We start from the raw sequence: 26,463 nt of genomic DNA, 5'->3' as shown, positions 1-26,463 counted from the left end.
CCACGGCCGGCGCCGGCATCTCGACGCCGTCTTCCGGGCCGGGCCGTACGTGCTCGACCATCTTCCGAGCGGTGGTGCGGGCAGCCGTGCGTGAGGTGCTCCCACGCGGTAGAGTCGGGCACCGAACAGGTGTTCGGCGAGCGGAGGCGTGTCGGTGCGATTGCCCGAGCTGCGGGTGATGGGGGTCGATCCGGGGCTGACCCGGTGCGGGCTCGGGGCGGTCGAAGGGCGGCCCGGAGCGCCGCTGAGCCTCGTCAAGGTCGGGGTCGTCCGGACCCTAGCCGACGACGAGATCGGGACCAGGCTGGTGGCGATCGAGGAGGGCATCGAGCAGTGGCTCGACGAGGTCGAGCCCGACGCGGTGGCCGTGGAGCGGGTCTTCGCCCAGCACAACCTCAGGACCGTGATGGGCACCGCGCAGGCGTCCGCCGTGGCGATCCTGTGCGCGTCCCGCCGGGGGCTGCCGGTGGCGTTGCACACGCCCTCCGAGGTCAAGGCCGCGATCACCGGCAGCGGCACGGCCGACAAGCAGCAGGTGGGGACCATGGTGACCCGGCTGCTCCGGCTGGACGCCATGCCCAAGCCCGCCGACGCCGCCGACGCGCTGGCGCTGGCGATCTGCCACGTGTGGCGCGGCGGAGCGCAGAACCGGCTGGCCGAGGCGCTGGCCAAGACCAGGACCGGGCAGGGAACGACCGCCGCCGCCTATTTCCGGGGGCGGGGCCGGGCCGGATATTCGAAGGGAACTCCATAGTGATCGCCTCGGTGCGGGGACGGGTGGCCGCGATCGCGCCCGACGGTGCGGTGGTCGAGGTCGGCGGGGTGGGCATGCTGGTCCACTGCACGCCGGGCACGCTGGCGACGCTCCGGGTCGGTGAGGAGGCCCGGCTGGCCACCTCGCTCGTGGTCAGGGAGGAGTCGCTGACGCTGTTCGGCTTCGCCGGCGACGACGAGCGCGGCGTCTTCGAGATGCTGCAGACGGCCAACGGGGTCGGCCCCAAGGTCGCTCTGGCGATGCTGGCCGTCCACACCCCCAACGCGCTCCGGATGGCCGTGGCGAGCGCCGATGTGAAGGCGTTGACCAGGGTTCCCGGGGTCGGGCCCAAGGGGGCCCAGCGGATCATCGTCGATCTCAAGGACAAGCTCGGCACGCCCGATCAGGCCGTCAACGCCGCCCTCAACGGCGGCGCGGCCGTGCCCGCCTGGCGGGACCAGGTCCACTCCGGCCTGGTGGGGCTCGGCTACTCGGCCAGGGACGCCGACGAGGCCGTCGCCGTCGTCACCCCCCAGGCCGACGCCGAGGTGGCACAGGGCCGCACTCCGCAGGTGGCGACGTTGCTCAAGGCCGCGCTGGGCGCGCTGAGCGTCCGATGAGGGGGCACTCCGCGGTGCGGCTGGACATACACGACGAGCTCCCGGACATGCACGACGAGAAGGAAGCCGCCCGCGCGGGCGCGTGGAGCCGGGACGACCGTGGCGGCACGAGTGAGGGTGGACCGGCGTGAGCTCCGAGCGTGATCTGGTGTCACCCGAGGTCGAGGGTGACGAGCGGCTGATCGAGGCGGCGCTGCGCCCCAAGCGGCTGGAGGAGTTCATCGGCCAGGCGCGCGTGCGCGAGCAGCTGTCGCTGGTCCTGCAGAGCGCGCTGCGGCGCAACCGGCCACCGGACCACGTGCTGATGAGCGGCGGGCCCGGTCTCGGCAAGACGACCCTCTCCATGATCATCGCGACGGAGCTGTCCGTTCCGCTCCGGATCACCTCCGGCCCCGCGCTGGAGCGGGCGGGCGACCTGGCGGCGATCCTGTCGACCATCTCGGAGGGAGAGGTCCTCTTCATCGACGAGATCCACCGGATGGCCCGTCCCGCGGAGGAGATGCTCTATCTCGCGATGGAGGACTTCCGCGTCGACATCGTGGTGGGCAAGGGGCCGGGGGCGACCGCGATCCCGCTGGAGGTCGCACCGTTCACCCTGGTCGGGGCCACCACCCGGGCCGGGCTGCTGCCCGCTCCGCTCCGCGACCGGTTCGGCTTCGTCGCGCACATGGACTTCTACGACGTGGCCGAGCTCGAGCAGGTGCTCCGGCGTTCCTCGCGGCTGCTCGGCCTGGAGCTTCCCGGCGACGCGGCGCACGAGATCGCCGTGCGGTCGCGGGGCACGCCCCGCATCGCCAACCGGCTGCTGCGCCGAGTCCGTGACTTCGCCGAGGTGCGGGCCGACGGGGTGGTCACCAAGGACGTCGCCTCGGCGGCCCTCAACCTCTACGAGGTGGACGCCGAGGGACTGGACCGGCTTGACCGGGCCGTGCTCGGGGCGCTGCTGCGCAAGTTCGGGGGCGGTCCGGTGGGGTTGTCCACGCTGGCCGTCGCGGTGGGGGAGGAGCCGGAGACGGTCGAGGTGGTCGCGGAGCCGTTCCTGGTCCGCCAGGGTCTGCTGGCGCGCACGCCCCGGGGCCGGGTCGCGACGGCCGCCGCCTGGGTCCATCTGGGGCTGACGCCGCCGCCGGACGCGTTCGGCGCCTCGATGATCGTCGATCTTGAGGATGATCCGGGCCATGCCTGACGTTGGTTCTTGGTAGGGAAACCGTACAGAGTTGATCACAGATCGGTGACAACGATATCGAAATGGGAACTTCCCCGCGCGCCAGTTCGTGACTTCGTTGCCGCGTTCCTAACAGCTCGCCTAAACTCCGTGGCCTGGCTGGCTGTGTAGGCTGACGTGCTGAGCGGCGTGCCGTATACGACGTCCGGCGCCAGGCCGGTCATTCCAAAGCGTAAGGAGCGGCCCCATGGGCGGCAACTATTCGAGCCTTATCATGATCGCCCTGATGGTCGTGGTGTTCTACTTCCTGCTCATCCGGCCTCAGCGCAAGCGGCAGCAGGAGCAGGCCCAGATGCAGAACTCCCTGGCCCCGGGGACCCGCATCATGACCACGACCGGCCTTTTCGCGACCGTGGTGGCGATCGATGCCGACGACGTGATCCTGGAGATCGCGCCCGGTGTCGAGACCCGTTGGATCAAGGCCGCGATCGGCCGGGTGCTGACCCCGGTCGACGACGCCGAGGGCGACGATGTCAAGTCCACCGATGTTGTGGACGACAATGTGGTGGAGAGCGTCCAGCCGTACGGTGAGGACCAGGATTCGTCGAAGAAGTGATGACCAGGCTCACCGACCACCCCTATAGCCGAAAGAACTGACGACCAGTGGCCCGACCGATCAGCGGCCAGAACAGACCGGGGCGTATGCTCCTGGTGCTTCTGGTGATTATTCTCGCCATGGGCGGTGTTATGTTCCTGAACAGGGCATTCACCCCGGAATATGGCCTCGACCTCGCCGGCGGCACGACAGTGACGCTGCGGCCCATCACGCCGAACGGCAGCGCTCCCACCGATGAGAGCCTCAACCTGGCGGTTGGCATCATCCGAAACCGGGTGAACGGCAGCGGAATCTCCGACGCCGAGGTCGCCAAGTCCGGTGACAACATCGTCATCTCCGTCCCCGGCGTAGGCCAGGAAGAAGTCGTCAAGCTGGTCGGCACCACTGCGGAGCTGCGATTCCGCCAGGTGCTGGCGGTCGCGGCCGGGTCGCCCCCGCCTCCTGGCCAGCTGCCCACCGAGGCGCCGACGCCGTCGGCCTCTCCCACGGCCACCGGTAAGCAGACCTCCAAGGCTCCCCGGCCGTCACAGTCGGCCACGTCGAGCCCGACCGCCTCGCCCGCCGGTCGCGGTCTCTCCTCCGCGCTCACCAACCCGAGCCCGGGTGCCACGCCCGCTCCCTCGGACCGGCCGGGCAAGAAGGCCGACCAGAACGGTGCGGGCAAGAACACCACGGGCAAGGACGCGACCCCGTCCGCCAAGCCGAGCCAGAGCACCGCTCCGACGGCCCCGGCCGACGACCCGATGGCGGGCGTGGACACCACCGGTATCGACCCGGCGGTGCTCAAGCAGTTCCAGACGCTCGACTGCGCCAAGCACAAGGGGCAGGGTGCCCAGGACGACCCCGCCAAGCAGTTCGTCGCCTGCAGCCAGGACGGCAGCGCCAAATACGTGCTCGACAAGGCGGCCGTGACCGGCAGCTCGATCGACACCGCGAACTCCGGCGTGGACCCGACCACCGGAGAGTGGCTCGTCCAGCTCTCCTTCAAGGGCCAGGGCCCCGACCAGTGGTCGAAGGTCACCACCACCGCCTTCAACTCGCAGGCGCCGCGCAACCAGGTCGCCATGGTCCTGGACGGCGTGGTGATCTCCGCGCCGGTCATCCAGGAGCCCATCCCCGGCGGCCGGGCGCAGATCTCCGGAAACTTCACCCAGGTGACGGCCGACGAGCTGGCCAGCCAGCTCAAGTTCGGCGCGCTGCCGCTGAAGTTCGAGAAGAGCTCCATTAACGAGGTCTCCTCCACCCTGGGCGCCGACCAGCTCCGCGGCGGCCTGATCGCCGGTGCGATCGGCCTCGCCCTGGTGCTCATCTACTCGATGCTCTACTACCGGGGGCTGGGCATCGTCTCGGTGCTGAGCCTCGTGGTCGCCACGGTCCTGACCTACGAGGCCGTGGTGCTCCTCAGCGAGTTCGCGGGCTTCCGCCTGTCGCTGTCGCACATCATCGGTCTGATCGTCTCGATCGGTATCACCGCGGACTCGTTCATCGTCTACTTCGAACGCATCCGTGACGAGATGAAGGAGGGCCGCCGTTCGCTGCGGACGGCCGTCGAGGTCGCCTGGGTCCGCGCCCGGCGGACGATCCTGATCGCGGACGCCGTCATGTTCATCGCCGCCGTGGTGCTCTACTTCCTGGCGGTCGGCGGTGTGGCCGGATTCGCGTTCGCGATGGGCCTGACCACGCTCATCGACATCGCCGTGGTGTTCATGTTCACCAAGCCGTTCGTGGCCCTGCTCGCCAAGAGGAAGTTCTTCGCCAAGGGCCACAAGCTCTCCGGTCTCGACGCCGAGCGTATGAGCCAGAGCCCCACCGGCTCCACGACCGTTCCGCAGGAGGCCTGATGTCCGGCATCGCGCGCCGGCTGTACCGAGGTGAGATCGATGTCGACTTCGTCGGGCGCAAGAAGCTCTGGTACGGCCTCTCCGCCGCCCTTCTGGTGATCTCCATCGCCGGCCTGGTCCTGCACGGCCTGAACCTGGGCGTGGAGTTCAAGGGCGGATCGGTCTTCTCCTTCAAGGCCCCGACCGCCAACATCGAGCAGGTGCGAAGCACCGTCAGTGACGCCGGCCCTCACCAGGTCATCGTGCAGACGACGAACAACGGCTGGCAGGTCACCACCGAGAGCATGCCGCCCGAGGAGGTGACCACGGTTCAGAAGGCGCTCGCCAGCAAGTTCGGCGTGCCGCAGAACCAGGTCAACCTTCAGGTGATCGGCGCCTCCTGGGGCGGTCAGGTGGCCGACAAGGCCATCATCGGCCTCATCGTCTTCATGCTGGCGATCATCCTGTACCTCACGGTCGCCTTCGAGTGGAAGATGGCGCTGGGCGCCATCGTGGCGCTGCTGCACGACCTGGTGATCACCGCGGGCGTCTACGCGTGGTCCGGCTTCGAGGTCACTCCGGCGACCCTGCTGGGCTTCCTGACGATCCTCGGATACTCGCTGTACGACGCCGTCGTCGTGTTCGACATGATCAAGGAGGTCACCGCCAAGCTCGGCACGACCTCCAAGACGACCTACACGCAGGCGGCCAACAACGCGCTGAACCACACGCTGATCCGGTCGCTGAACACCACTCTGGTGGCGATCCTGCCGGTGGCGGCGATCCTGTTCATCGGCACCACGCTGTTCGGCGCCGGCACGCTCAAGGACCTGTCGCTGGCCCTGTTCGTCGGCATGATCGTCGGCACCTACTCCTCGCTGTGCGTCGCGACGCCGCTGCTGGTCACGCTGAAGGAGCGCGAGCCGCGCTACCAGGCGATCGCCCGCCGGCTCGCCTCCCACGGCGGCAAGGCCGCGACCGCGGTCAAGAGCCCCCGCCAGCCGGTTACGGCTGGAGCCGCCAACGGCGTGGTCTCCGACGCCGACAAGCGCAACAAGAAGAAGTAGCAGCACCAGATCACGCCTCCGCCCCTCCCCCGAGGGAGCGGAGGCGTTTTTCTTAAGGAACGTGACGATGAGTGACCTGCGCCGGCTGATCCTGGACCGGATCCGCGACGTACCCGACTACCCCCAGCAGGGAGTGCTGTTCAAGGACATCACCCCACTGCTCGCCGACCCGCACGCGTTCGCCGCGGTCGTGGACGAGCTCGCCGGGCTCTACCAGGTTGACAAGATCGTCGGCATCGAGGCCCGGGGCTTCATCCTGGCCGCTCCGGCCGCCTGCAAGGCCGGCGCCGGGTTCGTTCCGGTACGCAAGAAAGGCAAACTGCCTTCCGAGACGCTTGAGGCGTCCTACGATCTGGAGTACGGCTCCGCCACCATCGAGGTCCACAGGGACGCCTTCGTCCCAGGAGATCGCGTCCTGATCGTCGACGACGTGCTCGCCACCGGAGGTACGGCGTGCGCGGCGGTGGAGCTGGTCCGCAGGGCGGGCGCCGACGTCGTCGCCATCGCCGTGCTCATGGAATTGGCATCCCTCAAGGGGCGGGAGCGGCTGGACGGCGTCGAGCTGCACTCCCTCGTGATCGTCTGATTCCACCCCGCAGGGGTACGCATTAAAGCCGGTCTGGATACACTTGGGGGATCTGGACTCGAATGTGAGGAGTCTGAGTGCCCCGTGATGTGGTCGTCCCCGACGTGACCGCCGACGGAGGCGGTCCCGTGGCGGCCGTCCCGACCGGCGATGCCGGTTCCACCGTGTCCGGAGCCGCCGAGGAGAAGCCGGCGGTCAGGCGCAGGCTCGCACGCTTTGGGGGGCAATGGGGTGGCGCCATGAACCCGGTGCTGGAGCCGCTGTTCCGGACGGTCCGCGCGACCCATCCGAAGGCAGACCTGCGGCTTATTGAGCGTGCCTACGATGTGGCCGCCTACCATCACCGCGATCAGAAGCGCAAGAGCGGTGACCCCTACATCACCCACCCTCTGGCGGTGGCGACGATCCTGGCCGAGCTCGGCACCGACGACGAGACGCTGTGCGCCGCGTTGCTGCACGACACCGTCGAGGACACCGCCTACGGCCTTGACGAGCTGCGTTCCGACTTCGGCGACAACATCGCGCTCCTGGTCGACGGCGTCACCAAACTCGACAAGGTCAAGTTCGGTGACGCCGCGCAGGCGGAGACCGTGCGCAAGATGGTCGTGGCGATGTCCCGCGACATCCGGGTGCTGGTGATCAAGCTCGCCGACCGGCTGCACAACATGCGCACCATGCGCTACCTCCCCGAGCACAAGCGGCAGCAGAAGTCCCGCGAGACGCTGGAGATCTTCGCGCCGCTCGCCCACCGGCTGGGGATGAACACCATCAAGTGGGAGCTGGAGGACCTCGCGTTCGCCATGCTCTACCCCAAACGCTATGACGAGATCGCCAGGATGGTCTCGGAGCGGGCCCCGCGCAGGGACCTGTTCCTGCAGGAGGTCATCGAGAAGGTCTCCGTCGACCTCCGCGAGGCCAAGATCCGAGCGGTGGTCAAGGGGCGTCCCAAGCACTACTACTCGGTCTACCAGAAGATGATCGCCAGGGATGTCGCCTTCGACGACATCTACGACCTGGTCGGCATCCGGGTGCTGGTCGACACGGTCCGCGACTGCTATGCCGCCCTCGGAACGATCCACGCGCGATGGAACCCGGTGCCCGGCCGGTTCAAGGACTACATCGCGATGCCCAAGTTCAACATGTACCAGTCGCTCCACACGACGGTCATCGGCCCCGAGGGCAAACCGGTGGAGCTGCAGATCCGCACCCACGGCATGCACCACAGGGCCGAGTACGGCGTGGCCTCGCACTGGAAGTACAAGGAGGAGATGACCGCCTCCGGCTCTCCCGGCGCGAAGCTGAAGCCCGCCAGCGACATGGCGTGGCTCCGCCAGCTCCTGGACTGGCAGAAGGAGACCGCCGACCCGGGCGAGTTCCTGGAGTCGCTCAGGTTCGACCTGTCGGTCTCGGAGGTGTACGTCTTCACGCCGCGGGGTCAGGTGATCGCCCTGCCCGAGGGGGCGACCCCGGTCGACTTCGCCTATGCCGTACACACCGAGGTCGGCCACCGCTGCATCGGCGCCCGGGTCAACGGCCGCCTTGTGCCGCTGGAGTCACGGCTGGGCAACGGCGACACCGTTGAGATCTTCACCTCCAAGTCGCCCGACGCCGGTCCGTCACGTGACTGGCTCAAGTTCGTCAAGTCCGGCAGAGCCCGCAACAAGATCCGTCAGTGGTTCTCCAAGGAGCGCCGTGAGACCGCGATCGAGGCGGGCAAGGAGGCCATCGGCCGGGCCATGCGCAAGCAGGGGCTGCCCCTGCAGCGCCTGATGTCCGGAGAGTCCCTCCTGGCCCTCGCCAGGGACCTGCGCTACCCCGACGTCTCCGCGCTCTACGCGGCCGTTGGGGAGGGGCACATCGCCGCCCAGTCGGTCGTGCAGAAGCTGGTGCACTCTCTCGGCGGGGTGGACGGCGCCGAGGAGGACATCGCCGAGGCCGCGGTGCCGACGAAGGTGCGGGGCCGCCCACGCGGCAGCGGTGGCGCCGGCGTGGTCGTGGCGGGCGACTCGGATGTGTGGGTCCGGCTGTCGCGGTGCTGCACACCCGTGCCCGGTGACGAGATCATCGGTTTCGTCACCCGCGGGCACGGCGTGTCGGTGCACCGCACCAACTGTCCCAACGTGGAGCAGCTGAAGTCGGAGCCGGACCGCCTGGTCGAGGTGGCCTGGTCCGCCGGGGACGACTCGGTGTTCCTGGTCGCCCTGCAGGTCGAGGCGCTCGACCGGCCGCGCCTGCTGTCGGACGTGACCCGGACCCTGTCGGACCAGCACGTGAACATCCTGTCGGCGTCGGTGACGACCTCCAGGGACCGGGTGGCGATCAGCAAGTTCACCTTCGAGATGGGCGACCCCAAGCATCTGGGCCATGTCCTGAAGGCCGTGCGCAACATCCCAGGCGTCTACGACGTCTACCGGGTCAGCGGCGCCGGGGCCTGATCGGTCCCCGGCGGGCGCGGCCTTGCCGATCCGCTCGGGGAACAGGTGGAAGTAGGAATTGATCAGCATGCCACGCAGGGTGGCGTCCTTGGCTGCCAGTTGGAACAGATCGGCGGGGCCGGGGGTGGGGCCGGTGGCGTTGTAGCCGCTGATCGCGCCGACCATGGCGATCCGGCCGCCGGATCGCAGCGCGTCGATGGCCGCCACCAGATGGTCTCCGCCGGCATGATCGAGGTAGACGTCGATGCCGAACTTGCGGGCGAGCTGGCCCACCACACTCCCGACGGCGCCCGCGGTTGCTGCCCCGGTTGAAGAACATCGGCTCGGCCCGCCTGTACCGGCCGGGCCTGACCGCCGGCGGGCGCAGGGTCGGTTCAGGTGTGCTGCGGGCACGGGCGGGCGGTCCTGACCGGGAGCTCTGCGCCGATATCTGGGGTCCGGGTCCAGCAGCAGAGAGGACGAACCGTCGGTCTGATGAACGGGGGTCGGAGTGCGGTGGAACGAAAACGTACGTGAAGCCGGTTCACGTGGTTCGCCCTGCATTGTTCTCAGAAACGGGGGGCGCTCTCAAAGGATCAACGCATCACCCATGGATGATCATGTAGCCATGGAGGCGTGTATGCGGGACTACGGGTTTTCATCCGCTCAGCAAGACGAGATCTGGCGGCGCTGGCGTTCGGGGTGTCGGCGGCGGTCGGGGTGTTCTTCGGCGTGGCGCCGGCGCGGAGGGCAGGCTGGACCCCGTCATCGCACTCCGCGCCGAGTGAGTGGGGCGCTAGTCGGTGGTTTGTTGACATGGGGTCGATGTCGCGGTAAGCCGGTGGATAGGGGTAGTTGGTGCTGTTCGGGGGTGGTCGTGGTGGTGACCGCGCGGCGTCCGTGTCCACCGGCGCCGGGTCCGTTGGAGGAGTACGCGGCCCGGTTCGATGATCTGTGGTGCTCGCTCGCGCAGCGCCGGGGGTTCCGCGAATATCTGGCCGGGCTGTTGTTGCCGCGGGACCGGAACAAGACGCTGACGGCCCTGGCCGGTGCGGAGCCGGTGGTCGGGGCCCAGAATGCGGCGGTGCAGCGGCTGCAGTTCTTCTGAGTCGGAGTCGCCGTGGGATCACGAGAAAGTCAACGCCCGGCGCCTTGAGCTGCTGCGGGCCGATCCGGTGACCGCGCCGCATGCGGGCGGGGTGCCGGTGGTCGATGACAGGAGGGGACCGCAAGGACGGCACCGCCACCGCGCACACCGCCCACCAGTATCTGGGCTCGGTCGGGAAGATCGAGAACGGGATCGTGGCGGTGACCACACTCTGGGCCGACGAGCGGGTCTACCACCCGCTGCACGCGGTGCCCTACACCCCCGCCGCTCGGCTGCCTCGCGGCCGCAGCGATCCGGCATTTCGCACCAAGCCGCAGCTCGCGGCCGCTCTGGCAGGTCGGGCTCAGGCCGCCGCCGTGCCGTTTCGGGCGCTGGTGGCCGACTGCGCCTACGGCGACAATGCGGCCTTCACCGCTGAACTGTGGGCCGCTGGATTGGCCGTTCGTGCTCGCGCTCAAGCCGCACCAGGGCTCCTGGGCTCCGGTGGATGAGGCGCACACGCCGATCGACGCCGCCCGTGAGCTTGCCTGGGGAGGTCCCCAAGCGCCGGGCGCCTGGACGAAGGTCGTGCGGCGGTTTCGCGATGGCCGTAGCACCGTGTGGTGGGCCGCGGACGCGGTCTTGGGCGGCTACGGCCCGCACCAGGCGGTCCGGCTGATCGTCGCGACCGCCGACCCGGCGACGCTGCCGGCCAAGGCGACCTGGTATCTGGCCACCAACCTGCCCCGCCCTGGCAGCGTCCGTGCGGCCTGGAGCCCGCATCCGGCCGCCGGCCTGGCCGAGATCGTGCGCCTCTACGGCCTGCGGACGTGGATCGAACAGGGCTACAAGCAGGTCAAGGACGAACTCGGGTGGGCCGATTTCCAGGTCCGCTCCGATGCCGCGATCCGCCGCCACTGGGCCCTGGTGGCCTGCGCGTTCACCTTCTGCCGGCATGCCCGGCCCGCCGATCCGGTCCCGCCACCACACCTCCCGCCCGCCCCGGCCGACACCGACGGCGGAGAGAGGGGGGCCCACCGCCACAGTGCCACCCGTGCCACTGTGCTGGCCTCGCGCCGTCCGCTACGTCCGCGGTTGGCTGACCCCCTGCGCACTGCTGCAACGCTGGTGGCGCAACTGGTCGAGCAGGCCCCCGCCCGCTGAACTACAGGGCCTGGTCACAGCCGTCACCGCGGGGCGGTCCCTCGACCTCTACGCCCCGCCTTAACAAACCACCGACTAGTAGGGCTTGGTTAGGTGGGGATGGGCTGGGCATGTCTGGGTAACGCGCGGCGGCAGGTGGGGCAGATACCGGCCCAGCAGGCCAGAAGCAGCTGCAACTCGGCGATGACCCGGTAGGTGCTCAAGCCGCAGCCGGCGCTTTTGGGTTGAGCCTTTCAAGGGTGCAGAACGCGTGAGCGACCGAGACCAGGGTGACGTGATGATGCCAACCGCTCCACGTGCGACCCTCGAAGTGGTCCAGGCCCAGGCCGGTCTTCAGCTCACGGTAGTCGTGCTCGATGCGCCAGCGGATCTTCGCCAGACCCACCAGACGCCGCAATGGAACATCGGCCTCCAGCGTGGACAACCAGTACTTGACCGGCTCCGGCTCACCGGGCGGCCATTCGGCCAGCAGCCAGCACACCGGCAGTTCCCCGCCCGCATACGCGCGGCGGATCCGCACGCCCGCCGGCCGTACCCGCAGCGCGGCAAAGCGCGAGCGCAACGGCCCCTTGGACCCGGTCCGCCACCGCACTGTGTGCAGCGCGCGCCGCCCGCCCTCCAGCACCAACTGCCGGGCGCTGATGCGCCGCTGCCGGTAGCGGGGCACCGGCCGCCGCCCGGTCCCCGCATACGGCGCGACGCTGCGGCAGGCCTCGGCCTCCAGCAGCGCGGTATCGGAACGCACCCCCACCACGTAGGGAATATCGCGCTCGGTCAGGCCCAGGCGAAAGGCCCCGTCTTGACCGTAGCCCTCATCGGCGACCACCAACGGCGGATCCAGCCCCCAACTCTCCAGCTCGTCGATCATGTCCAGAGCCAGCTGCCACTTGGGCACATGACCGACGTCGGCGGGGATTCGGCAGCGCTGCCGGCGTGCCGCCACCGCGGCCGGATCCTCCGTGCGCGGCGAGGCCGGATCCCACTGCTCGGGCACGAACAACCGCCAGTTCACCGGGCAGGAGGCGGCGTCGGTGACCAGATGCACGCTCGGCGCGACCTGGCAGTTCGCGGTCTTGCCCAGCGCCCCGCAATACTGCGCGGCCACGCCCGGCGACTCCTGGCCGTCCTTGACAAAGGACACATCATCGACCACCCATGCCACCGGGCCGATCGCCGCATCCATCCGCCAGGCCAGCTCGGCCAAAACCAGCTGATGCGACCAGGGGGCATCGGTGCAGAACTGCTGCAGCCCTTGGCGATCCACGCCCAGCCGGGCCGCCATCGGCTCCATCGATTTCCGTGCCCCGTCGGTCAGCAGGCCGCGCACATACCGCTCGCCCCACCGCCGCTGATCAGCACGGGCGAAACCGGAGAACATCTCAGCGGCAAACGTCTCCAGCCGCGCCCGCACGGCCTCGAGTTCTTGAGGAGTCATCTTCCCTCACCCCCAAACAGGTGACATACCGTCCCCTACCCGAGGTAACCAAGCCCTACTAGGGAGCCTGTTTGTCAGCGTTCTGAAGCCACAGGCCGGTGATGCCGTCTTGGTATTTGCCGTAGAAGGTGTGGAGCGTCGTCTGAAAGCCCCACTCCTCCAACATGTCGCGGCTGATAGGCGTGAGGTGGGTCGCGTCCATGGCTAGGACGTCCCAGATCTCTGGATTGGGCGTGGTGACGACCAACCCCCGCGTGGCGCGCTTCTGGAGTACTTCAACCAAGCGGCCCGGGTCTTTGAGGTGTTCCAGGATCTCCAGCGCGGCGAACCAGTCGAAAGCGCGGTCGGGCTCCCAGGTATTCAGGTCAACGCCGTCCAGCCACCCGTCAACCGGAACGTATCGGCCGCGCCAGCCATGTTCGACCCGTAGGCACACATCCAACTCGGTGAGTCCAGCCCCCACATCCACCAAAATGTCGAGGTTGGACAACCCTCCCAGATAGAGCCGATCCGCCGCCGCCTGATAACGGGCCTTGCGTTCGGCATAAGGGCGGCGGGGGGAGCGGATGTACTCCTCACACCGCTGGATACGGTCGTTCACGATCACGTGCCCTCCTGATCCTCGGAAGTGGAGCCCACCCGCATGTGACGTGCCTACCTGACAGCGCTACACGGTTACGCCGCAGGCCAAGGAAGATCAGGATCACACAGCCGGGAGTAGTCCACATTCGGCACCTCGAAGCCGTACAGCCGCCGGACCTCATCGCGGAACCAGTCGATGTCAGCGAGATCACCGATGGTGTCGGCAGTGGCCACCTTCCACCGTTCGGTCACCGCCGCCTGAACGTCCTCGGCAAGCTCCCACCCGTCAAGGCGGATACGGCCCTGCCCGTCAACGTCGAGCGGTGCCGCGCCGAGGAGCTGGTCCCACAGATCAATGGACTGATCAAGGGGTGAGCGCATGTCCTCGCCGAGGACACCCCGGAGCAGGCTGACGTACAGGGCGATACCCGGGATGGCCGTTGACGCCTGAGTGACCGCAGCACCATTGACCGAAGTCAGCGCACGACCACCATAGGTACTCAACCTGCCCCCCAGAGCGGAAGCCGTGCTCTCCAAATGCAGCTTGGCCGCGCCGATCGTCCCCTGCCGATAGATAGCGGAGGTGAGATGCGAGCCGATGTAGGACAGAGCCACAGTGGTGAATCCCGGGCGGATCAGACCGCGTGAGTCCAGCGCATCGACCCAGCGGGACCAGTCCTCACCGCCCATGACCTTGACCGTGTCCGCCGTCTCCTCAGCGGTGGCAGGCTGGGCGTGGATCTCCCGCAGTCGCGGCGTCCCGTCACTGTCGAATTCGAGTGTCTTGGTGACGTGCTCGGCTCCGATTGGCTGAATCACTGACTGATGGACCACGCCCGTAAGGGGATCGGTACGACGCGGCGCGGCCACGCTGTAGATCAGGTAATCGATGCCTCCGAACCGCTTGGCGATCAGGTCGAGAACGTCATCTTTGGTGGTGTCGGTGAAAGCGTCCCCGTTAACGAACGCAAAATCGCTCCCGGCCTCCTCAGCGAGCTTCGCCGTGGCGATCGTGCGATACCAGCCCGCCGTCGCCGTCCGGCGCTCAGTCGGCGGACGCTCAAAGCACAGGCCAACGCCCTGAACGCCGTAGCGCGAGATTCCGGCGACTGTGGCGGCCAACCCGTAACCGGAGCTGGAACCGATGATCAGAGCGACCGGCCGTTCACCGCCATTCGCTGGCGTCGCTGGTTGAGCGCGTTCCGCCATGTCGGTAACGAGGCGTGCGCATCCATCCGGATGGGAGTCGAACAGCAGGAAGCCGCGCCCGGTTGGCTGAATGAGTCGTACGGTCATCGTGTGCCTATCTGTGTCGGAGACTGGTTGGGTCGGTGAGGCGTTGGAGCACGGACATGAGATCGCCCAGGGTTCGCATCTGCCCAGTGTCCTCGTCCGGGATTGTCACCTGAAACCGCTTCTCCAGGATCTCGACCACTTCCAGCAGGGCGAGGCTGTCCACCCCGAAATCGTCCAGCAGGTTCAGATGCGGATCTTCACGTGGCGACTCACGCCCGGTGACCTGTGCCACAGTGCAGGAGATTACCGCCGCGATGCTGGCCCTGGACTCATCCACGCGCGTTGTCCTTTCCTGCACGTTTGGCGGGCAGCCGGGACCATAGGGCATCGACCCTCACCAAGGGCAGCGCCGAGCCACCCGGTCCCTGCTCGCCGGTTCGCTGCTCATACGCGTCGATGAGCAGTGCACAGGAGCCGCAGAAGCTCCCACAGGTCATCTGTTCCGTTTCGGTACGAGGGATGACGCCGTGCAACGCCTTGAGTCCTCCGCCCGCGCGCACGGTCGCGACATAGGACGACCTATTGGTGCGGGTGATGATCTCACGCAGAGGCTCGGTGAAGATGTTGCCGAAGCGTAGTTTCTCCGGCACGTTGAACGCCGCGCAGGCGTACAGATCACCTGACGCCTTGAGCAGCGCGGTAGGCAGCACGTAGGCCCCCACCGTAGGTGCGAAGCAGTCATAGCAGTGATCCATCCATTTGCTCACCGGGGTTTGGCCAGGGCGCTGGATCGGCGCTTGGTCCTCCAATCGCTCGTTCTCCAGGTACACGCGCATGGTGGAGTGGACCCGATCATGAGGAAAATCTCCGTAGGTCTCCTCATACAGCCGCATGAGCGGATAGATCTTGTGCTCCCGGTCGGCCGGGTCGGCCAGGCTGGACACCGCGATATTCAGCTCATGATCGCTGAACTCGGTGACCGCATGGTGGATGATCCGGCACACGCGATCCAGCGGGGTTGTCTGTTCTCCGATGCTCAACATGAGCAGCGGCACAAACAGCCGGTTGTCCAGCAACCCATGTGCCACGAGCCGATCGAAGGTCGGCCCGCACCGTTTGTCCGACCCCCACACGCCGTTCGTGGTGAGCTTCGAGATATCTACTGTGCCGCGCGCCTGAGCGATGAACCGGAGCAGTGCCCGCATGGCCACAAACGGCTCTCCACCCGTTATGGCCACACTCGGCAGGGCGATGTCCTCGAACTCGGATAGCAGGTGATCAAGTTGTCTGTCGGTCAGAGACCGGCCAGCTTGCAAGGACAACGCGCCCATACCGCAACTCAGGCAGGTGTCGTTGCACTTGGTCGTCAGCTCGAACTCGATCCGCAGCGGGCGATAGGGCACATCCGCGAGACCCGCTTGATCCCATCGAGCGCGGATGAGATCAAAGACCCGGGCGTCCTTCACCGCGTACTTACCGGTGAACGGGACGACGGGTTCCCGCCCGTCCACGTACTTCGCTGTACCCTCTTTGATCACTGCTCAGCCTCTTTCATCAGCCCAGCGCTTAGGTCGGGTGCAATGCCGCCAACCTCAGTTGCACGGCGAAGGTAAGAACCGGGACCAGGAGCCGCCCCGTTGGCTCCCAGCAGGCGTGGCGGCGCCGTCCCTCCAGATCTCACACCGCCACGCCCGTCTATGGGTTACGACACCCGCCTCACCGACGCGTGCCGCCAACGCTGGCTTTCAAGCCGCATCTCGGCTTCCAGATTGGAAGTCAACTCCACCAAGTTCGCTCCGCAACGGACATCGGACAGGCCATGCTCACGCCCGTACGTCGAGATGGCAGCGCGCCGCACGGCATACCAGCCACCCCCGACGCTCGCGGAAATCGTCCAGGTGCGCCCGTAGAGAGCCGTCAACTCCGCCAAGGTCATGACGGCCCCTTGACGCTCGGGTTCGACCCCGTCGAGTCCTCCCGCAGACGGGAGTAGCGGAAAGCGATCCGATGCGCGGCTCGATCGAGTTCGGACGCCTGCTGCGAGGCATAGACGGCGCACCGGCGTTGGGCATCCCATCCGGTGTTCCACCAGAACCGATCACCGTTGGACCACACCAGCAGACCCGCCCAGACCGACACCACCGCCAGCCCGTAACCGCCATTAACATCGGCGGCGATCTTGAGCTGTGCCAGCGCGTCACGCAGCTTTTCCGCCGCATCCACCGCAGCCGAGCCGGACACCAGGAGGCCGGTCATGATCTGCCCCTCACCGAGAGGATGAGATCCACCACCTTCTCCGGACGGTCGCTCCTCACCTTCTGAAGATCAGGACCGTTACGTAAGGACACCAGGTAATGACCCGAGCGCGGCCCCACGGTCACCGTCGCATCGCGCCAGCCTTGCGGACCGGCCACAGCCAGCTCAGGCGGATACCGATCCATCCACGACCGAAGCGGAGGCTTGTCCGGCCAAGCGGCCTCACGACTGGCGAAGAGCCCGAGACTGATCGTGTGATGGCACCGGGCATGGATGCCCCGGTCCTTCAGAAGCCGCTGTACGACTGCCAGCGCTTTGTCCTGTATCTCCGCCGTAGCCTCGTCAACAGGGGGCGGGGTGGCTCTAGAGTTGTCCATAGATCGCACCTCCAGTGTGCGGTTAAGGGCCCGTCGGACGAGTCGTGTCGTTTCGGCGGGTCCGTTTGCATTGAGCCGTCTGGCGTCGGCCACATTGACCAACCCAATAGAGCTAGCCCTATAGAACAGTTCAGAGTGTGGCCTGTCAATAGAGCTAGCCTTATAGTTGAGGAGGGGTTGGGGCAGACGCCGCTATCCCCATCTCAGGCAGGTACGTGAGGGGAACGACATGACCATCGGCTATCGCGAGTTGGCCGACATCCTTCGCGCAGGCATCCAGCAGGGTGACTACCCGCAAGGCAGCACCTTGCCCAAGCAAGAGCGGATCGCCGAGGAGCACGGCGTCAACATCAAGACCGTTCGTCAGACCATCCGGCTTCTCGAAGCCGAGGGACTGGTGACTCCAGTACGACGCCGGGGAACCGTTGTCCGAGAGCGCCCGCCGATGAAACGCCTTGGCGTCGAGCGCTATGCCAAGAGCAAGTGGAAGTTCGGCATCGTAGCCTTCGCTGCCGATCGCCAGATTTCAGGGCGAGCGTGGAGCCCTACCGACCAGACGCAAACGGTCCGTCAGATCCCAGCGGACGCGGAGACCGCCGAGGCATTCGAAATCTCCGAAGGTTCACCGGTCTGGGAGCGCGCCCGACTCATCAAGGAAAGTGACTCGCCAACCCATACGCTCACCAGCTACTACCGGCCCGAGGATGTTGAAGGCACGCCCCTCAGCGATCCAACGCCGGGACCGGCAGGACCGGGCGGCGGTTTTGCCGTGCTCACCATCCAGGGACTCGAACCGGACAGCATGACCGAGACGATCTACGCTCGAATGCCCACGCCGGACGAGGCGGAGATACTTCAACTCCCTGCCGGAGAGCCTGTCATGGTACTTCAACGACGTACGTTCACCCGTGAGGGTCGCCTGGTCGAGTTCGCCCGAGGCGTCCATTCTGCTTCGCGTTTCGCATGGTCGTACACATTCCAGATCCCCGACTGACGACAGGAAGACGCCATGACATCCAGCGCCGCTCTACCCGACGCGACACGCACCGACGTCGAAACACTTTGGGACTACCACGACATGCACCATGCTGTGCAGTCCGCCGACGTCGGCATCGGCCTTGGCAGCCATGACCTCGGAGTGGCGACCTGCGCCGCCGACCTCTACCACCAAGGCGTCTTCCCGCTGATCGCCTTCACTGGTGCCAACGCGCCGACCACAGTCAGCAGGTTCCCACGTGGCGAAGCCGTTCACTACCGAGAGCACGCCATAGAACGCGGTGTTCCTGCCGAGGCGATCCTGATTGAGACGAAGGCGACCAACACCGGCCAGAACATCGAGCACACTCGTGAGCTTCTTGCCGAGCGAGGAATCAAGGTCAGGTCGGCTGTTCTGATGTCCAGGCCCTACCAGCAGCGACGCGCCTATGCCACGTGCAAGAAGCTTTGGCCAGAGATCGAAGTCATTTGCGCATCGCTCCCGATGGCACTTGATGACTACGTAAAGAGCATCGGAGATCCCGACCGCGTGATCAACATGCTTGTCGGCGACACTCAACGGATCACCGAATACGCGAAGCGTGGCTACGCCATCGAGCAGCCGTTCCCTTCTGACGTCCGATCCGCCTACGAGCGCCTGGTTCAGGCGGGATACACAAGTCGCCTGATCTGACGTAGGTCATTGCCGAATGGGTCCATGAGATCCAAACCGCCTCCGGCGGGGGCGCTCCAGCTCCGGGATGAGAGGGAGACGCGGACGCGCGGGTTCGGCGGTGGCTGGGGTGGCCTGCTCATCCCGTCCGCTATCGACCCGGGGCAAGCCAAGCAGACCAGCCGTAGGGGATCAAGGCGGGAACAAGCTGCCAGGAGTCGCGCCGTCAGCCTTGATCCCCTACGTCCGGCCCGCTTCCCGGAGGGCGGGTCGATAGCGGACGGGATGAGCAGGCGAGAGATGTGCGGGTACCCGCTTAACAAGGCCCGTTGAGCAACGGAGATCCATAACGATCTGACGGCATTTAGTGCCATAACTTGATAGTCGGCTTGCCGGCCCCGTTGGGGCACAGGAAGCCGGTCACCTGACCGGGCTCGACGTCGAACGACAGGTCCGCCACCGCGGTGGTGCCGCCGTAGCGCTTACTCAGGTTCGTTGTTCGGATCGCGGTCATGATCCAAGGGTGCCGTCGCGGGCGGCCGTTTTCGTCATGCCCGGGAACAGTTCTCGGGCGAGGGCTCTAGGACCCTGGTCCTACTCTCCAGGTTGGATCAATGCCGCCTCGTACGCGACGATCACGGCCTGCGCCCGATCCCTGACGCCTATCTTGGCGAACAGGCTCGTCACGTGGTTCTTGACGGTCGACGGGGAGACGGACAGGCCGGCGGCGATCTCCGGGTTCGAGCGGCCGCGGGCGATCAGCACAAGGATCTCCCGTTCCCTGTCGGTCAGCCCGGCCAGCTCGGCGGGCACCGCCCTCGGGCGCGAGGCGCGGACGAACGTGCCGATGAGCCTGGTCAGCAGACGCGGCGCGACGGCCGACTCGCCGCGGTGCACCACGCGTACGCCCTCGATCAGCTCCTCGAAGGAGATGTCCTTGGGCAGGAAGCCGTCGGCGCCCGCCCTCAGCGCCGCGACCACGTTCTCGTCCAGGTCGAACGTGCTCAGCGCGAGCACCCGAACGCCCGGCAGCTCCGCGGTGATCAGCTTGGTGGCGCGCACGCCGTCCAGGCTGGGCATGTGCAGGTCCATGAGCACCACGTCCGGCCGGAGTTTCCTGCTCAGCTCCACCGCCTCCGCGCCGTCGGCGGCCTCGCCGACCACACTCAGGTCGGGCTGGGCGTCCAGCATCAGCCTGAAGCCCTTGCGTACCAGCTCGTGGTCGTCGGCCAGCAGAACTCTGATCATGATCTCTCCAGGGGGATGCGGGCGTGCACCCGGAAACCGCCTTCTGGGCGCGGGCCCGTGGACAGCCGGCCGCCGCATAACGCCACCCGCTCGGCCATGCCGCCGAGTCCGAACCCCGGCGTGCCGGCCTCCTTCGCCAGGCCGTCATCGATCACCTCGACCTCCACCGCAGCCGGCTCGTACGCCAGCCGCACGCTGGCCCTGGCACTGACGGCGTGCTTGCGCGAGTTGGTCAGCGCCTCCTGCACGATGCGGTAGACGGCGTGGTCCACGGCGGCGGGCAGCTCGACGGGCTCGCCGGTCACCATCAGGCTGGCGGGCAGTCCCGACGACCTGGCCTCCTTGATCAGTACGGGCAGCCGCTCCGCGCTCACCCCCGTCGCGGCGTCCGGTCCTTCGTTGCCGTCGACCCTGAGCACGTCGAGCAGGCGGCGCATCTCCGACATCGCCTGGCGGGCCGTCTGCTCGGCGCTCTCCAGAGTGTTCTTGGTGACGTCATGCCCGGGTGGGAGCGTGGCCCGCGCGCCGCCGACCAGGGTGTTGATCACGGTGATGTGGTGGGCGACCACGTCGTGCAGTTCCCTGGCGATGCGCCGTCGCTCGGCGCGCACGGCGGCGTCGGCGGCCTCTTGCCTGCTGCGCTCGTTGAGCTCGGTCCTGAGCCGGACGAGCTGGCCGATGCCCACGGGCACGGAGACGGCGAACAGGGACCACAACCAGCCGCCCGCCGCGGCGAGGAACAGCTCTGTATCGATCGCGTAGACGACGAAGACCGTCGCCGAGGTGATCAGTGTCGGGCGGCCGGTGGTGTAGCGGCCCAGGCTGTAGTACGCGATGCCGGAGGGCAGGCTGGTGAAGGACAGCAACTGCGTCGTGATGCCCACGACGTCCAGCGCGGCCACCAGCCCGGCGGTCAGGATCGGCCGGCCACGCCTCATGAGCAGGCACAGGGAACCCGCCACATGGAGCCCAGCGGTCAGCGTCGCCCGCGTCTCGCCCTGGACGATCACGGAGGTCATGCCCAGAAGCACCGGGACGGAGAGCACGATCACCAGCGTCGTGTCGAAGACCCGGGGGCGTCTGAAGAAACACACGATCTTCATGAAGGTTCGTGCCACGTGCACGCTAAAATCTTAAGTCACGTTACTTCGCCGTGAACCTGGGCTACAACGCGGTGTCTGTGCTGAGTCGCCGTGGCCGTCAAGGAGATCCTGTCCAAGCCCGGTGCAGGGCGGCCGCGCATACCGGGGCCTTGAACCTGGACAGCAGCGGGAAGATCTCGCCTGCCCGGGAGCCGACCGCCTTGCCGGTGGCGGTGTCGATCGCGTAGGCGCCGATGCGCCCGTCGAAGGAGTCCTCCAGGGGCCCGCAGTTCCTTGTGAGCTTGTACGGCGGGCGCCGCCGAGGCCGTCCCCGTGCTCACGGCACCGCCGACCAGGAGAGAGGCGGCGATGGCGAGTCCGGCACGGATGCGGAGATATCGCATGTCGTCGTTCCTTGCTGGTCGCGGTCAGAGAGCAGGAGCAAAACAGCTCGACGTGGATCTTGTCCAATGGCGATATCGGCCGCCGGCTCATATCGAAGCGGCATATGGCCTAGTCGAAGGGGATGCCGTTGAAGGTGCCGGACAGGGACGGTCGGGTGGAGAACGCCGTCCAGGTCAGCGTCACCTCGTGGGTGCGGCCGCCGGTCTCGGCGCGGAGCGTGGCGGTGGCGCGGCCGTCCGGAGTGAGCTTGATCGGGCCGCTGACCCGCAGGTCGCGCACGAACCGCACGCCGTCGAGCGTGATGTCCTGGCCGAAGGTGACCTGGCCGCCGCGCAGCCCCGGCTCGTTCTGCACCCTTGTGTAGAAGTAGCCGTTGGGGTTGCGGCGGGCGGTGGCATCCGCGGCGGTGGCGAAGGTGGCCGCGAGCACCCGCCGCTGGGCGGTGCTGAGCTTGCGGGCCGGATGCGGCGGCACGTCCCTGACCTGTTGCGGGAAGGCGCCGACCGCGCGGTAGTTCTCGCCGCTGCACCCCTGATCGGCCACCTGCTTCGTGGTCAGGAAGGTACGCAGCATGCCGCGCACGCAATCACCCATCGGCCCCGGGGGAAAGGACAGCGCATGCCTCCCGAACGGGACCCGGACGACGGTCGCGTTCGGGAAGGCCCGCACCGAGCGCGCCACATCGGCGGGGCTGTTGATGTCGAAGTCCCCCGCCATCACCAGGACGGGTACTGCGGGCAGCGCCTGCCCGGGCGGGCGCGGCGGGCTGTGGCGCGGAGTCGGCCAGTTGATGCACGGCTCCACGCTGCCGATCCCGGGGAAGATGTCGGTGATCTGATAGGGCGCCAGCGGACGTACCCGCTCGTAGTACCGCACGGCCTGTGCCTCACGCTCGGCCGCCGGCGCCAGCCGGTCGAATGGGAAGGTGCCGTCGCCGCAGCGATAGCCCAGATACCCGGCAACATGCGGATCGTTGTCCGGCGGAAGGGCTTTGGGAATCAGCCGGGCCAGACGGCGCAGCGGAGCCGGGTCGCCGCGCAGATAAGCGTCCGCGGCCGCGGTGGACTCCCGGCCGAACACCGGCTCGGACACACCACTCAGCGCCGAGGTCTGGAACACCGAGACCTCCGGGTCGGGCCGCTCCCGCAGCCGGTCCACCAGCCGTGCCCAGGTGCCGGAGGCGCTGCCCGGCAGCGCGCCGCACGCCTTCGACCGCCCGCAGACGAGATCGAGATGGTCGAGCTGGACCTGGGACGGCCAGCGCGCGTACCCGTCGCGGTCCATGACCATGGAGCTGTCCAGAAACACCGCGTCCAGGCTGCCTGGATACCGGGCCGCGTACGCCTGGGCGTACAGGGTGCCGTAGGAGTTGCCGAAGAAGCTCACCTTGCCCAGGCCGAGCGCCCGCCGTAGGGCGTCGAGATCGTGCGAGGCCTGGTCGGCGGTGAAGTACGCGCCCTTCGGACCCACACTCTTGGCGCAGGCGGCGATGGTCTCGGGTTTGTCGAGGCCGGTTCCCGGGCACAGCGGCGGCGTGGACTTCCCGAACCCGCGCGGGTCCATGACCAGCAGGTTCTTCCGCTCGAGCACGGGCCCGAGAATTCGCTGAATCTCGGGCACGGTCGGCAGAGCCGGCAGTGGCCCGCCGAGGTTGGCCACCACCGTCCCGTCGGCGCCCTTGGCCGGAATCCAGGCGAAGGCCACGGAAAGACGTTCGGAGGAGGCGTTCTCCCAAGCAAGGGGGACGTCGATGCTGCCGTCGCAGCGCGCGCTCGCGTTCGCGCACTGATGCGGGCCGGCCGGAGGGGTTGGTGCGCCGGGCAACAGAGCCGCGGCCAGCGCGAGTCCCAGAGCTTTAATGATCATGCCTCCAGCCTCACTCCCCGCGCTCTGGGTTTCCTCGGCGTTTCGGAGGATTCCACTCTGGGAGCCTGCTCCCAGAGCCGTCTGCGACCATGAGACGATCTCGGCGCAACACCCCTGGTTACGGTAAGGACGGCAGCTCGCGACGGTCGGGCGCACGCTCGGCGTCGGCCTGGAGACGCTGCTTGTGCCCTCCGGCCACATCCCCGGCGCGACGGACAGCATCCGGTTCCCCCTTCACCAGACGACCGAGGTAAGCCTTCCAAGGAGAACCATCTCGCCCTAATGGATCAGTGCTCACGGCGACACGAGGACCCGGGCACGACATCCCATCGGAGATCAACCCTCCCGCCTACCAGCCAGGGGCACGGTCTGACCTCAGGGCTCAACGGCCCGGCGATTTACAGTGCTCACCTGGCGGAGGCTTACCGAACCGAGTCTGCCTGACCAGCCAGAACGCTCTCGATTCACCCCCATTAGCGTGACTTGGGGAAAGCGGCGCGCAGTCGGTATCCGTTGATGATGAAAGCGGCTGCGGCGATGGCGAGGGCGCATGCGGCCTGCATCATGACGAACCACGCCGGGAGGGTACCGGGGATCACGTCGATGGCGATGATCGCGGGCGGCATGATGATCGAGATGATGCGCACGCGGAGATAGGCCCCTCGTGCTCCCCGTGAGGCGAGGACGGTCAGCCAGTAGGTCACCGCGGCGCTCGCGAGCACTCCGGCTGCTCGGCCCCACATGAACGAGGTCACCGTGTGTCCGGTGATCGCGAGGATGGCGACCGTGATGAGGACCGCGGCGCTGAGCACACCGTAGGCCGCGATGAGGATCTTCACCTTGCCGAAGGCTCGTCGGGTGCCGGAATGGTTGAGCTGGGCGGCCGTGGTGTGAGTGGTGGTTTCCATGTCTCTTTCTTCCCTCGTGTTGTCTGGCGTGTGTCGACGTTAGGGAGCGCAATGCGTGGTGCGGTATGGGCCTGGCCGTACGGGTGGGTGGGGCCAGACCTACTTCCGAGCCGATCTGGCGGGGACCGGGCTGGGGGCGGTGCACAGTGGAGACACCAAGCCGTACCGGCCAGATCGGCGCAGTGCAGGAACCGCGGGTGCCACGGTCGGGGTTACGAAGTGAGAAGGAAGAATCATGCGACAACTGGTGTCGTGGGTGGCGAGTGCCTGCGTGGGGTTCGTACGAGCGTGCGTTGTGATGGTCGTCAGCATGCTGGTCCCGGCCGTGTGGGCCGCTGCCGTGGCGCTGGGGATCTGGTGGGGGGCGGGAAACCCGTGGTCGTGGGTAGCGCCGTTCGTGCTGGTGTGCGTGAGCACGCTCGCCCTGTCCCGCCCGGTCTGCCGGATGGTCCGCCTCCTCGTCGCGAGGTGGACCGCCACCGTCATCCCCGCCGGATACCGGCAGGCCGGGCCGGTGACGCGGATGTCCACCGGGTACTGGTGGAACGGCTTCAGCTACGAGCGCACCAGCCGCGACGCCCTCATGGATCAGAAGTGGCGGGTCCGGTGGAGCGATCCCGCCACGTGGCGTGATCTGCGATTCACGGGGATCGCGCCGCTCACCGTGGGCCTGATCGCGTCCATCCCGCCGGCCGGAGTCGCGGCGGCGGTCCTCGCATTCAGCCAATCAGCCCCCTTCATCGGGATACTCGGCCTGGTCGTGGCCATCGCCAGCGCCCCGTATGCCTGGTGCTCCGTCGAGCCGGTAGCCGTCCGCTTCCTGCGCGCGTCGCCCGCGATGACGCTGGCGGACCGGGTCGATGAGCTGACGGCCCAGCGCGCGGATACGACAGTCGTGCAGGCCGCCGAGATCCGCCGGATCGAGCGAGATCTGCACGACGGAGCGCAGGCCCGCCTGGTCGCGCTCGGGCTCTCTTTGGCGACCGCGGAGAAGCTGATGGAAACCGACTCTGACCAGGCCAAGGCGCTGATGCAAGAAGCGCGAGTCAGTGCCGCCACATCACTGACCGAGCTCCGCGAACTGGTCCAGGGAATCAACCCACCGGTGCTGAACGATCGAGGGCTCGTTGATGCCGTTCGCGCTCTCGCCTTGGATAGCCCGCTCGAAGCGGCTGTCAGCGCCGACGTCCAGCTACGCCTGGACCCGCCGATCGAGTCCGCCGTGTACTTCGGAATCGCCGAACTGCTGACCAACGCGGTCAAGCACGCCCATGCGACCCAGGCGCGGATCTCCATCGCCCGGGACGACACCGACATCGTCGTTGATGTCGAGGACAACGGCCGGGGCAGGGCCAGTGCGCGAGCCGGCGGTGGACTTGCGGGGCTACGCCGCCGCCTCGCGGTCTTCGACGGCACCCTGGAAATCACCAGCCCGGCAGGCGGCCCGACCCGTGTGAGGATGATGGTGCCATGCGAATCGTTGTAGCCGAAGACCTCTACCTCCTGCGCGACGGGATGGTCCGTCTCGTCGAGGCGTACGGACACCAGGTGGTGGCGACGGCGACCACCGGACCCGAGGCACTCGACGCGCTGCTGACGTGGCGGCCGGATGTTTCCATCGTCGACGTCCGCATGCCACCGACCCAGTCCGATGAGGGCCTGCGTGCAGCTCTCGCCGCGCGCAGCGAACTGCCCGGACTGCCGATCTTGATCCTTTCCCAGTACGTCGAACAGCTGTACGCCCGCGAACTCCTGGCCGACGGCGCCGGCGGCATCGGCTATTTCCTCAAAGAGAGCGTGTTCGACGCCGATCAGTTCATCGATGCTCTGGAACGCGTCGCCGATGGCGGGACCGCCATGGACCCAGCCGTCATCGCCAAGCTGCTGTCCAGCGGGTCCTCGACCCGACGACTCGGACAGCTCACCGAACGCGAACACTCGGTGCTCAGCCTCATGGCCGAGGGATTGTCCAATCAGGCCATCGGCCAGCGGCTCTTCCTCAGTGAAAGCGCCATCAGCAAGTACACCACCTCCCTGTTCGGCAAACTCGGCATCACCGATGACGACAGCAATAACCGCCGCGTCCTCGCCGTCCTCACCTACCTGAACAAGCCCTGATGTACTTCT

At 67.4% G+C, this 26,463-nt stretch carries 27 protein-coding genes and 1 pseudogene; 16 read left to right on the top strand and 12 right to left on the bottom strand.

Annotated elements, in window-relative coordinates; translation table 11 throughout:
* Positions 1 to 169: 169 nt before the first annotated feature.
* The 12 genes from ruvC to FHR32_RS43240 all read left to right on the top strand — a co-directional run bounded on the left by ruvC (position 170) and on the right by FHR32_RS43240 (position 11,293).
* Entirely contained in the window at positions 170 to 754 is a 585-nt protein-coding gene (gene ruvC, locus FHR32_RS32600) for a crossover junction endodeoxyribonuclease RuvC (protein WP_184758662.1), read from the top strand.
* Positions 754 to 1,374 carry a Holliday junction branch migration protein RuvA gene (gene ruvA / locus FHR32_RS32595; RefSeq protein ID WP_184758346.1) on the top strand — a complete coding sequence of 207 codons (621 nt, stop codon included), beginning with the start codon at positions 754 to 756 and terminating at the stop codon, positions 1,372 to 1,374. Before ruvC ends, ruvA begins: the two co-directional genes overlap by 1 nt.
* Positions 1,371 to 1,505 (top strand): hypothetical protein, encoded by a 135-nt coding sequence (locus FHR32_RS46235; RefSeq protein WP_281391109.1) that lies wholly within the window; start codon positions 1,371 to 1,373, stop codon positions 1,503 to 1,505. Before ruvA ends, FHR32_RS46235 begins: the two co-directional genes overlap by 4 nt.
* Complete coding sequence (ruvB, locus tag FHR32_RS32590; RefSeq protein ID WP_184758345.1) at positions 1,502 to 2,560, top strand: Holliday junction branch migration DNA helicase RuvB; 1,059 nt, start codon at positions 1,502 to 1,504, stop codon at positions 2,558 to 2,560. The genes FHR32_RS46235 and ruvB overlap by 4 nt, the downstream gene beginning before the upstream one ends.
* Before the next feature lie 226 nt (positions 2,561 to 2,786).
* The gene (yajC, locus tag FHR32_RS32585; RefSeq protein WP_184758344.1) at positions 2,787 to 3,155 is read left to right on the top strand and encodes a preprotein translocase subunit YajC; all 369 of its coding nucleotides are present in this window, start codon (positions 2,787 to 2,789) and stop codon (positions 3,153 to 3,155) included.
* 119 nt (positions 3,156 to 3,274) lie between these two features.
* On the top strand, positions 3,275 to 4,996 hold the full coding sequence (secD, locus tag FHR32_RS32580; RefSeq protein WP_246468074.1) for a protein translocase subunit SecD: 1,722 nt from the start codon (positions 3,275 to 3,277) through the stop codon (positions 4,994 to 4,996).
* On the top strand, positions 4,996 to 6,042 hold the full coding sequence (gene secF / locus FHR32_RS32575; protein WP_184758342.1) for a protein translocase subunit SecF: 1,047 nt from the start codon (positions 4,996 to 4,998) through the stop codon (positions 6,040 to 6,042). The genes secD and secF overlap by 1 nt, the downstream gene beginning before the upstream one ends.
* A 67-nt stretch (positions 6,043 to 6,109) precedes the next feature.
* Positions 6,110 to 6,628: an adenine phosphoribosyltransferase gene (locus FHR32_RS32570; RefSeq protein WP_184758341.1), complete on the top strand. Its 519-nt coding sequence runs from the start codon at positions 6,110 to 6,112 to the stop codon at positions 6,626 to 6,628.
* 239 nt (positions 6,629 to 6,867) lie between these two features.
* Positions 6,868 to 9,063 carry a RelA/SpoT family protein gene (locus tag FHR32_RS32565; RefSeq protein WP_184758661.1) on the top strand — a complete coding sequence of 732 codons (2,196 nt, stop codon included), beginning with the start codon at positions 6,868 to 6,870 and terminating at the stop codon, positions 9,061 to 9,063.
* A gap of 820 nt (positions 9,064 to 9,883) precedes the next feature.
* Positions 9,884 to 10,150, top strand: coding sequence for a hypothetical protein (locus FHR32_RS43250; RefSeq protein ID WP_221465275.1), 267 nt, complete (start codon positions 9,884 to 9,886; stop codon positions 10,148 to 10,150).
* Between the two features lie 104 nt (positions 10,151 to 10,254).
* Complete coding sequence (locus FHR32_RS43245) at positions 10,255 to 10,641, top strand: transposase (RefSeq protein ID WP_221465445.1); 387 nt, start codon at positions 10,255 to 10,257, stop codon at positions 10,639 to 10,641.
* Entirely contained in the window at positions 10,595 to 11,293 is a 699-nt protein-coding gene (locus FHR32_RS43240; RefSeq protein WP_221466481.1) for a hypothetical protein, read from the top strand. The genes FHR32_RS43245 and FHR32_RS43240 overlap by 47 nt, the downstream gene beginning before the upstream one ends.
* 199 nt (positions 11,294 to 11,492) lie before the next feature.
* Here FHR32_RS43240 and FHR32_RS32555 read toward each other — a convergent pair whose 3' ends face one another.
* The 7 genes from FHR32_RS32555 to FHR32_RS32525 all read right to left on the bottom strand — a co-directional run bounded on the left by FHR32_RS32555 (position 11,493) and on the right by FHR32_RS32525 (position 16,802).
* A complete protein-coding gene (locus FHR32_RS32555; RefSeq protein WP_184758340.1) occupies positions 11,493 to 12,728 on the bottom strand; it encodes an IS701 family transposase in 1,236 nt (411 codons plus the stop codon).
* A 58-nt stretch (positions 12,729 to 12,786) separates the two neighbouring features.
* On the bottom strand, positions 12,787 to 13,335 hold the full coding sequence (locus FHR32_RS32550; protein ID WP_184758339.1) for a class I SAM-dependent methyltransferase: 549 nt from the start codon (positions 13,333 to 13,335) through the stop codon (positions 12,787 to 12,789).
* Positions 13,336 to 13,403: 68 nt separating this feature from the next.
* A complete protein-coding gene (gene fabV / locus FHR32_RS32545) occupies positions 13,404 to 14,606 on the bottom strand; it encodes an enoyl-[acyl-carrier-protein] reductase FabV (protein WP_184758338.1) in 1,203 nt (400 codons plus the stop codon).
* A gap of 7 nt (positions 14,607 to 14,613) precedes the next feature.
* Positions 14,614 to 14,883: an acyl carrier protein gene (locus tag FHR32_RS32540; RefSeq protein WP_184758337.1), complete on the bottom strand. Its 270-nt coding sequence runs from the start codon at positions 14,881 to 14,883 to the stop codon at positions 14,614 to 14,616.
* Positions 14,876 to 16,084, bottom strand: coding sequence for a radical SAM/SPASM domain-containing protein (locus FHR32_RS32535; protein ID WP_184758336.1), 1,209 nt, complete (start codon positions 16,082 to 16,084; stop codon positions 14,876 to 14,878). Before FHR32_RS32535 ends, FHR32_RS32540 begins: the two co-directional genes overlap by 8 nt.
* 164 nt (positions 16,085 to 16,248) lie before the next feature.
* Complete coding sequence (locus FHR32_RS32530; RefSeq protein ID WP_184758335.1) at positions 16,249 to 16,482, bottom strand: hypothetical protein; 234 nt, start codon at positions 16,480 to 16,482, stop codon at positions 16,249 to 16,251.
* Complete coding sequence (locus tag FHR32_RS32525) at positions 16,479 to 16,802, bottom strand: hypothetical protein (protein ID WP_184758334.1); 324 nt, start codon at positions 16,800 to 16,802, stop codon at positions 16,479 to 16,481. Before FHR32_RS32525 ends, FHR32_RS32530 begins: the two co-directional genes overlap by 4 nt.
* A 606-nt stretch (positions 16,803 to 17,408) precedes the next feature.
* On the opposite strand from FHR32_RS32525, the gene FHR32_RS32520 reads away from it, so the two are divergent.
* Both FHR32_RS32520 and FHR32_RS32515 read left to right on the top strand, forming a co-directional pair.
* Positions 17,409 to 18,173: a GntR family transcriptional regulator gene (locus tag FHR32_RS32520; RefSeq protein ID WP_184758333.1), complete on the top strand. Its 765-nt coding sequence runs from the start codon at positions 17,409 to 17,411 to the stop codon at positions 18,171 to 18,173.
* 15 nt (positions 18,174 to 18,188) lie between these two features.
* Positions 18,189 to 18,848 (top strand): YdcF family protein, encoded by a 660-nt coding sequence (locus FHR32_RS32515; RefSeq protein ID WP_184758332.1) that lies wholly within the window; start codon positions 18,189 to 18,191, stop codon positions 18,846 to 18,848.
* A gap of 361 nt (positions 18,849 to 19,209) precedes the next feature.
* On the opposite strand, the pseudogene FHR32_RS32510 reads toward FHR32_RS32515, so the two are convergent.
* From FHR32_RS32510 to FHR32_RS32490, 5 genes and pseudogenes are all read right to left on the bottom strand, one after another.
* Positions 19,210 to 19,341 (bottom strand): annotated as a pseudogene (locus FHR32_RS32510) (ABC transporter ATP-binding protein); the annotation flags it as partial.
* An 80-nt stretch (positions 19,342 to 19,421) separates the two neighbouring features.
* Positions 19,422 to 20,075, bottom strand: coding sequence for a response regulator (locus FHR32_RS32505; protein ID WP_184758331.1), 654 nt, complete (start codon positions 20,073 to 20,075; stop codon positions 19,422 to 19,424).
* Positions 20,072 to 21,199 (bottom strand): sensor histidine kinase, encoded by a 1,128-nt coding sequence (locus FHR32_RS32500; protein ID WP_184758330.1) that lies wholly within the window; start codon positions 21,197 to 21,199, stop codon positions 20,072 to 20,074. Before FHR32_RS32500 ends, FHR32_RS32505 begins: the two co-directional genes overlap by 4 nt.
* Before the next feature lie 471 nt (positions 21,200 to 21,670).
* Positions 21,671 to 23,428 carry an alpha/beta fold hydrolase gene (locus tag FHR32_RS32495; RefSeq protein WP_184758329.1) on the bottom strand — a complete coding sequence of 586 codons (1,758 nt, stop codon included), beginning with the start codon at positions 23,426 to 23,428 and terminating at the stop codon, positions 21,671 to 21,673.
* Positions 23,429 to 23,901: 473 nt separating this feature from the next.
* Positions 23,902 to 24,336 (bottom strand): hypothetical protein, encoded by a 435-nt coding sequence (locus FHR32_RS32490; protein ID WP_184758328.1) that lies wholly within the window; start codon positions 24,334 to 24,336, stop codon positions 23,902 to 23,904.
* 235 nt (positions 24,337 to 24,571) lie between these two features.
* Here FHR32_RS32490 and FHR32_RS32485 point away from each other — a divergent pair, with 235 nt between their 5' ends.
* Both FHR32_RS32485 and FHR32_RS32480 read left to right on the top strand, forming a co-directional pair.
* Positions 24,572 to 25,822 carry a sensor histidine kinase gene (locus tag FHR32_RS32485; protein ID WP_184758327.1) on the top strand — a complete coding sequence of 417 codons (1,251 nt, stop codon included), beginning with the start codon at positions 24,572 to 24,574 and terminating at the stop codon, positions 25,820 to 25,822.
* Positions 25,807 to 26,454: a response regulator transcription factor gene (locus FHR32_RS32480; RefSeq protein WP_184758326.1), complete on the top strand. Its 648-nt coding sequence runs from the start codon at positions 25,807 to 25,809 to the stop codon at positions 26,452 to 26,454. The genes FHR32_RS32485 and FHR32_RS32480 overlap by 16 nt, the downstream gene beginning before the upstream one ends.
* Positions 26,455 to 26,463 lie beyond the last annotated feature (9 nt).

It is taken from the genome of Streptosporangium album (assembly GCF_014203795.1).
Classification (GTDB): Bacteria; Actinomycetota; Actinomycetes; order Streptosporangiales; family Streptosporangiaceae; genus Streptosporangium; species Streptosporangium album.
The sequence above is the reverse complement of the archived record's forward strand: the minus strand, read 5'-3'. Positions and strand labels throughout refer to the sequence as shown.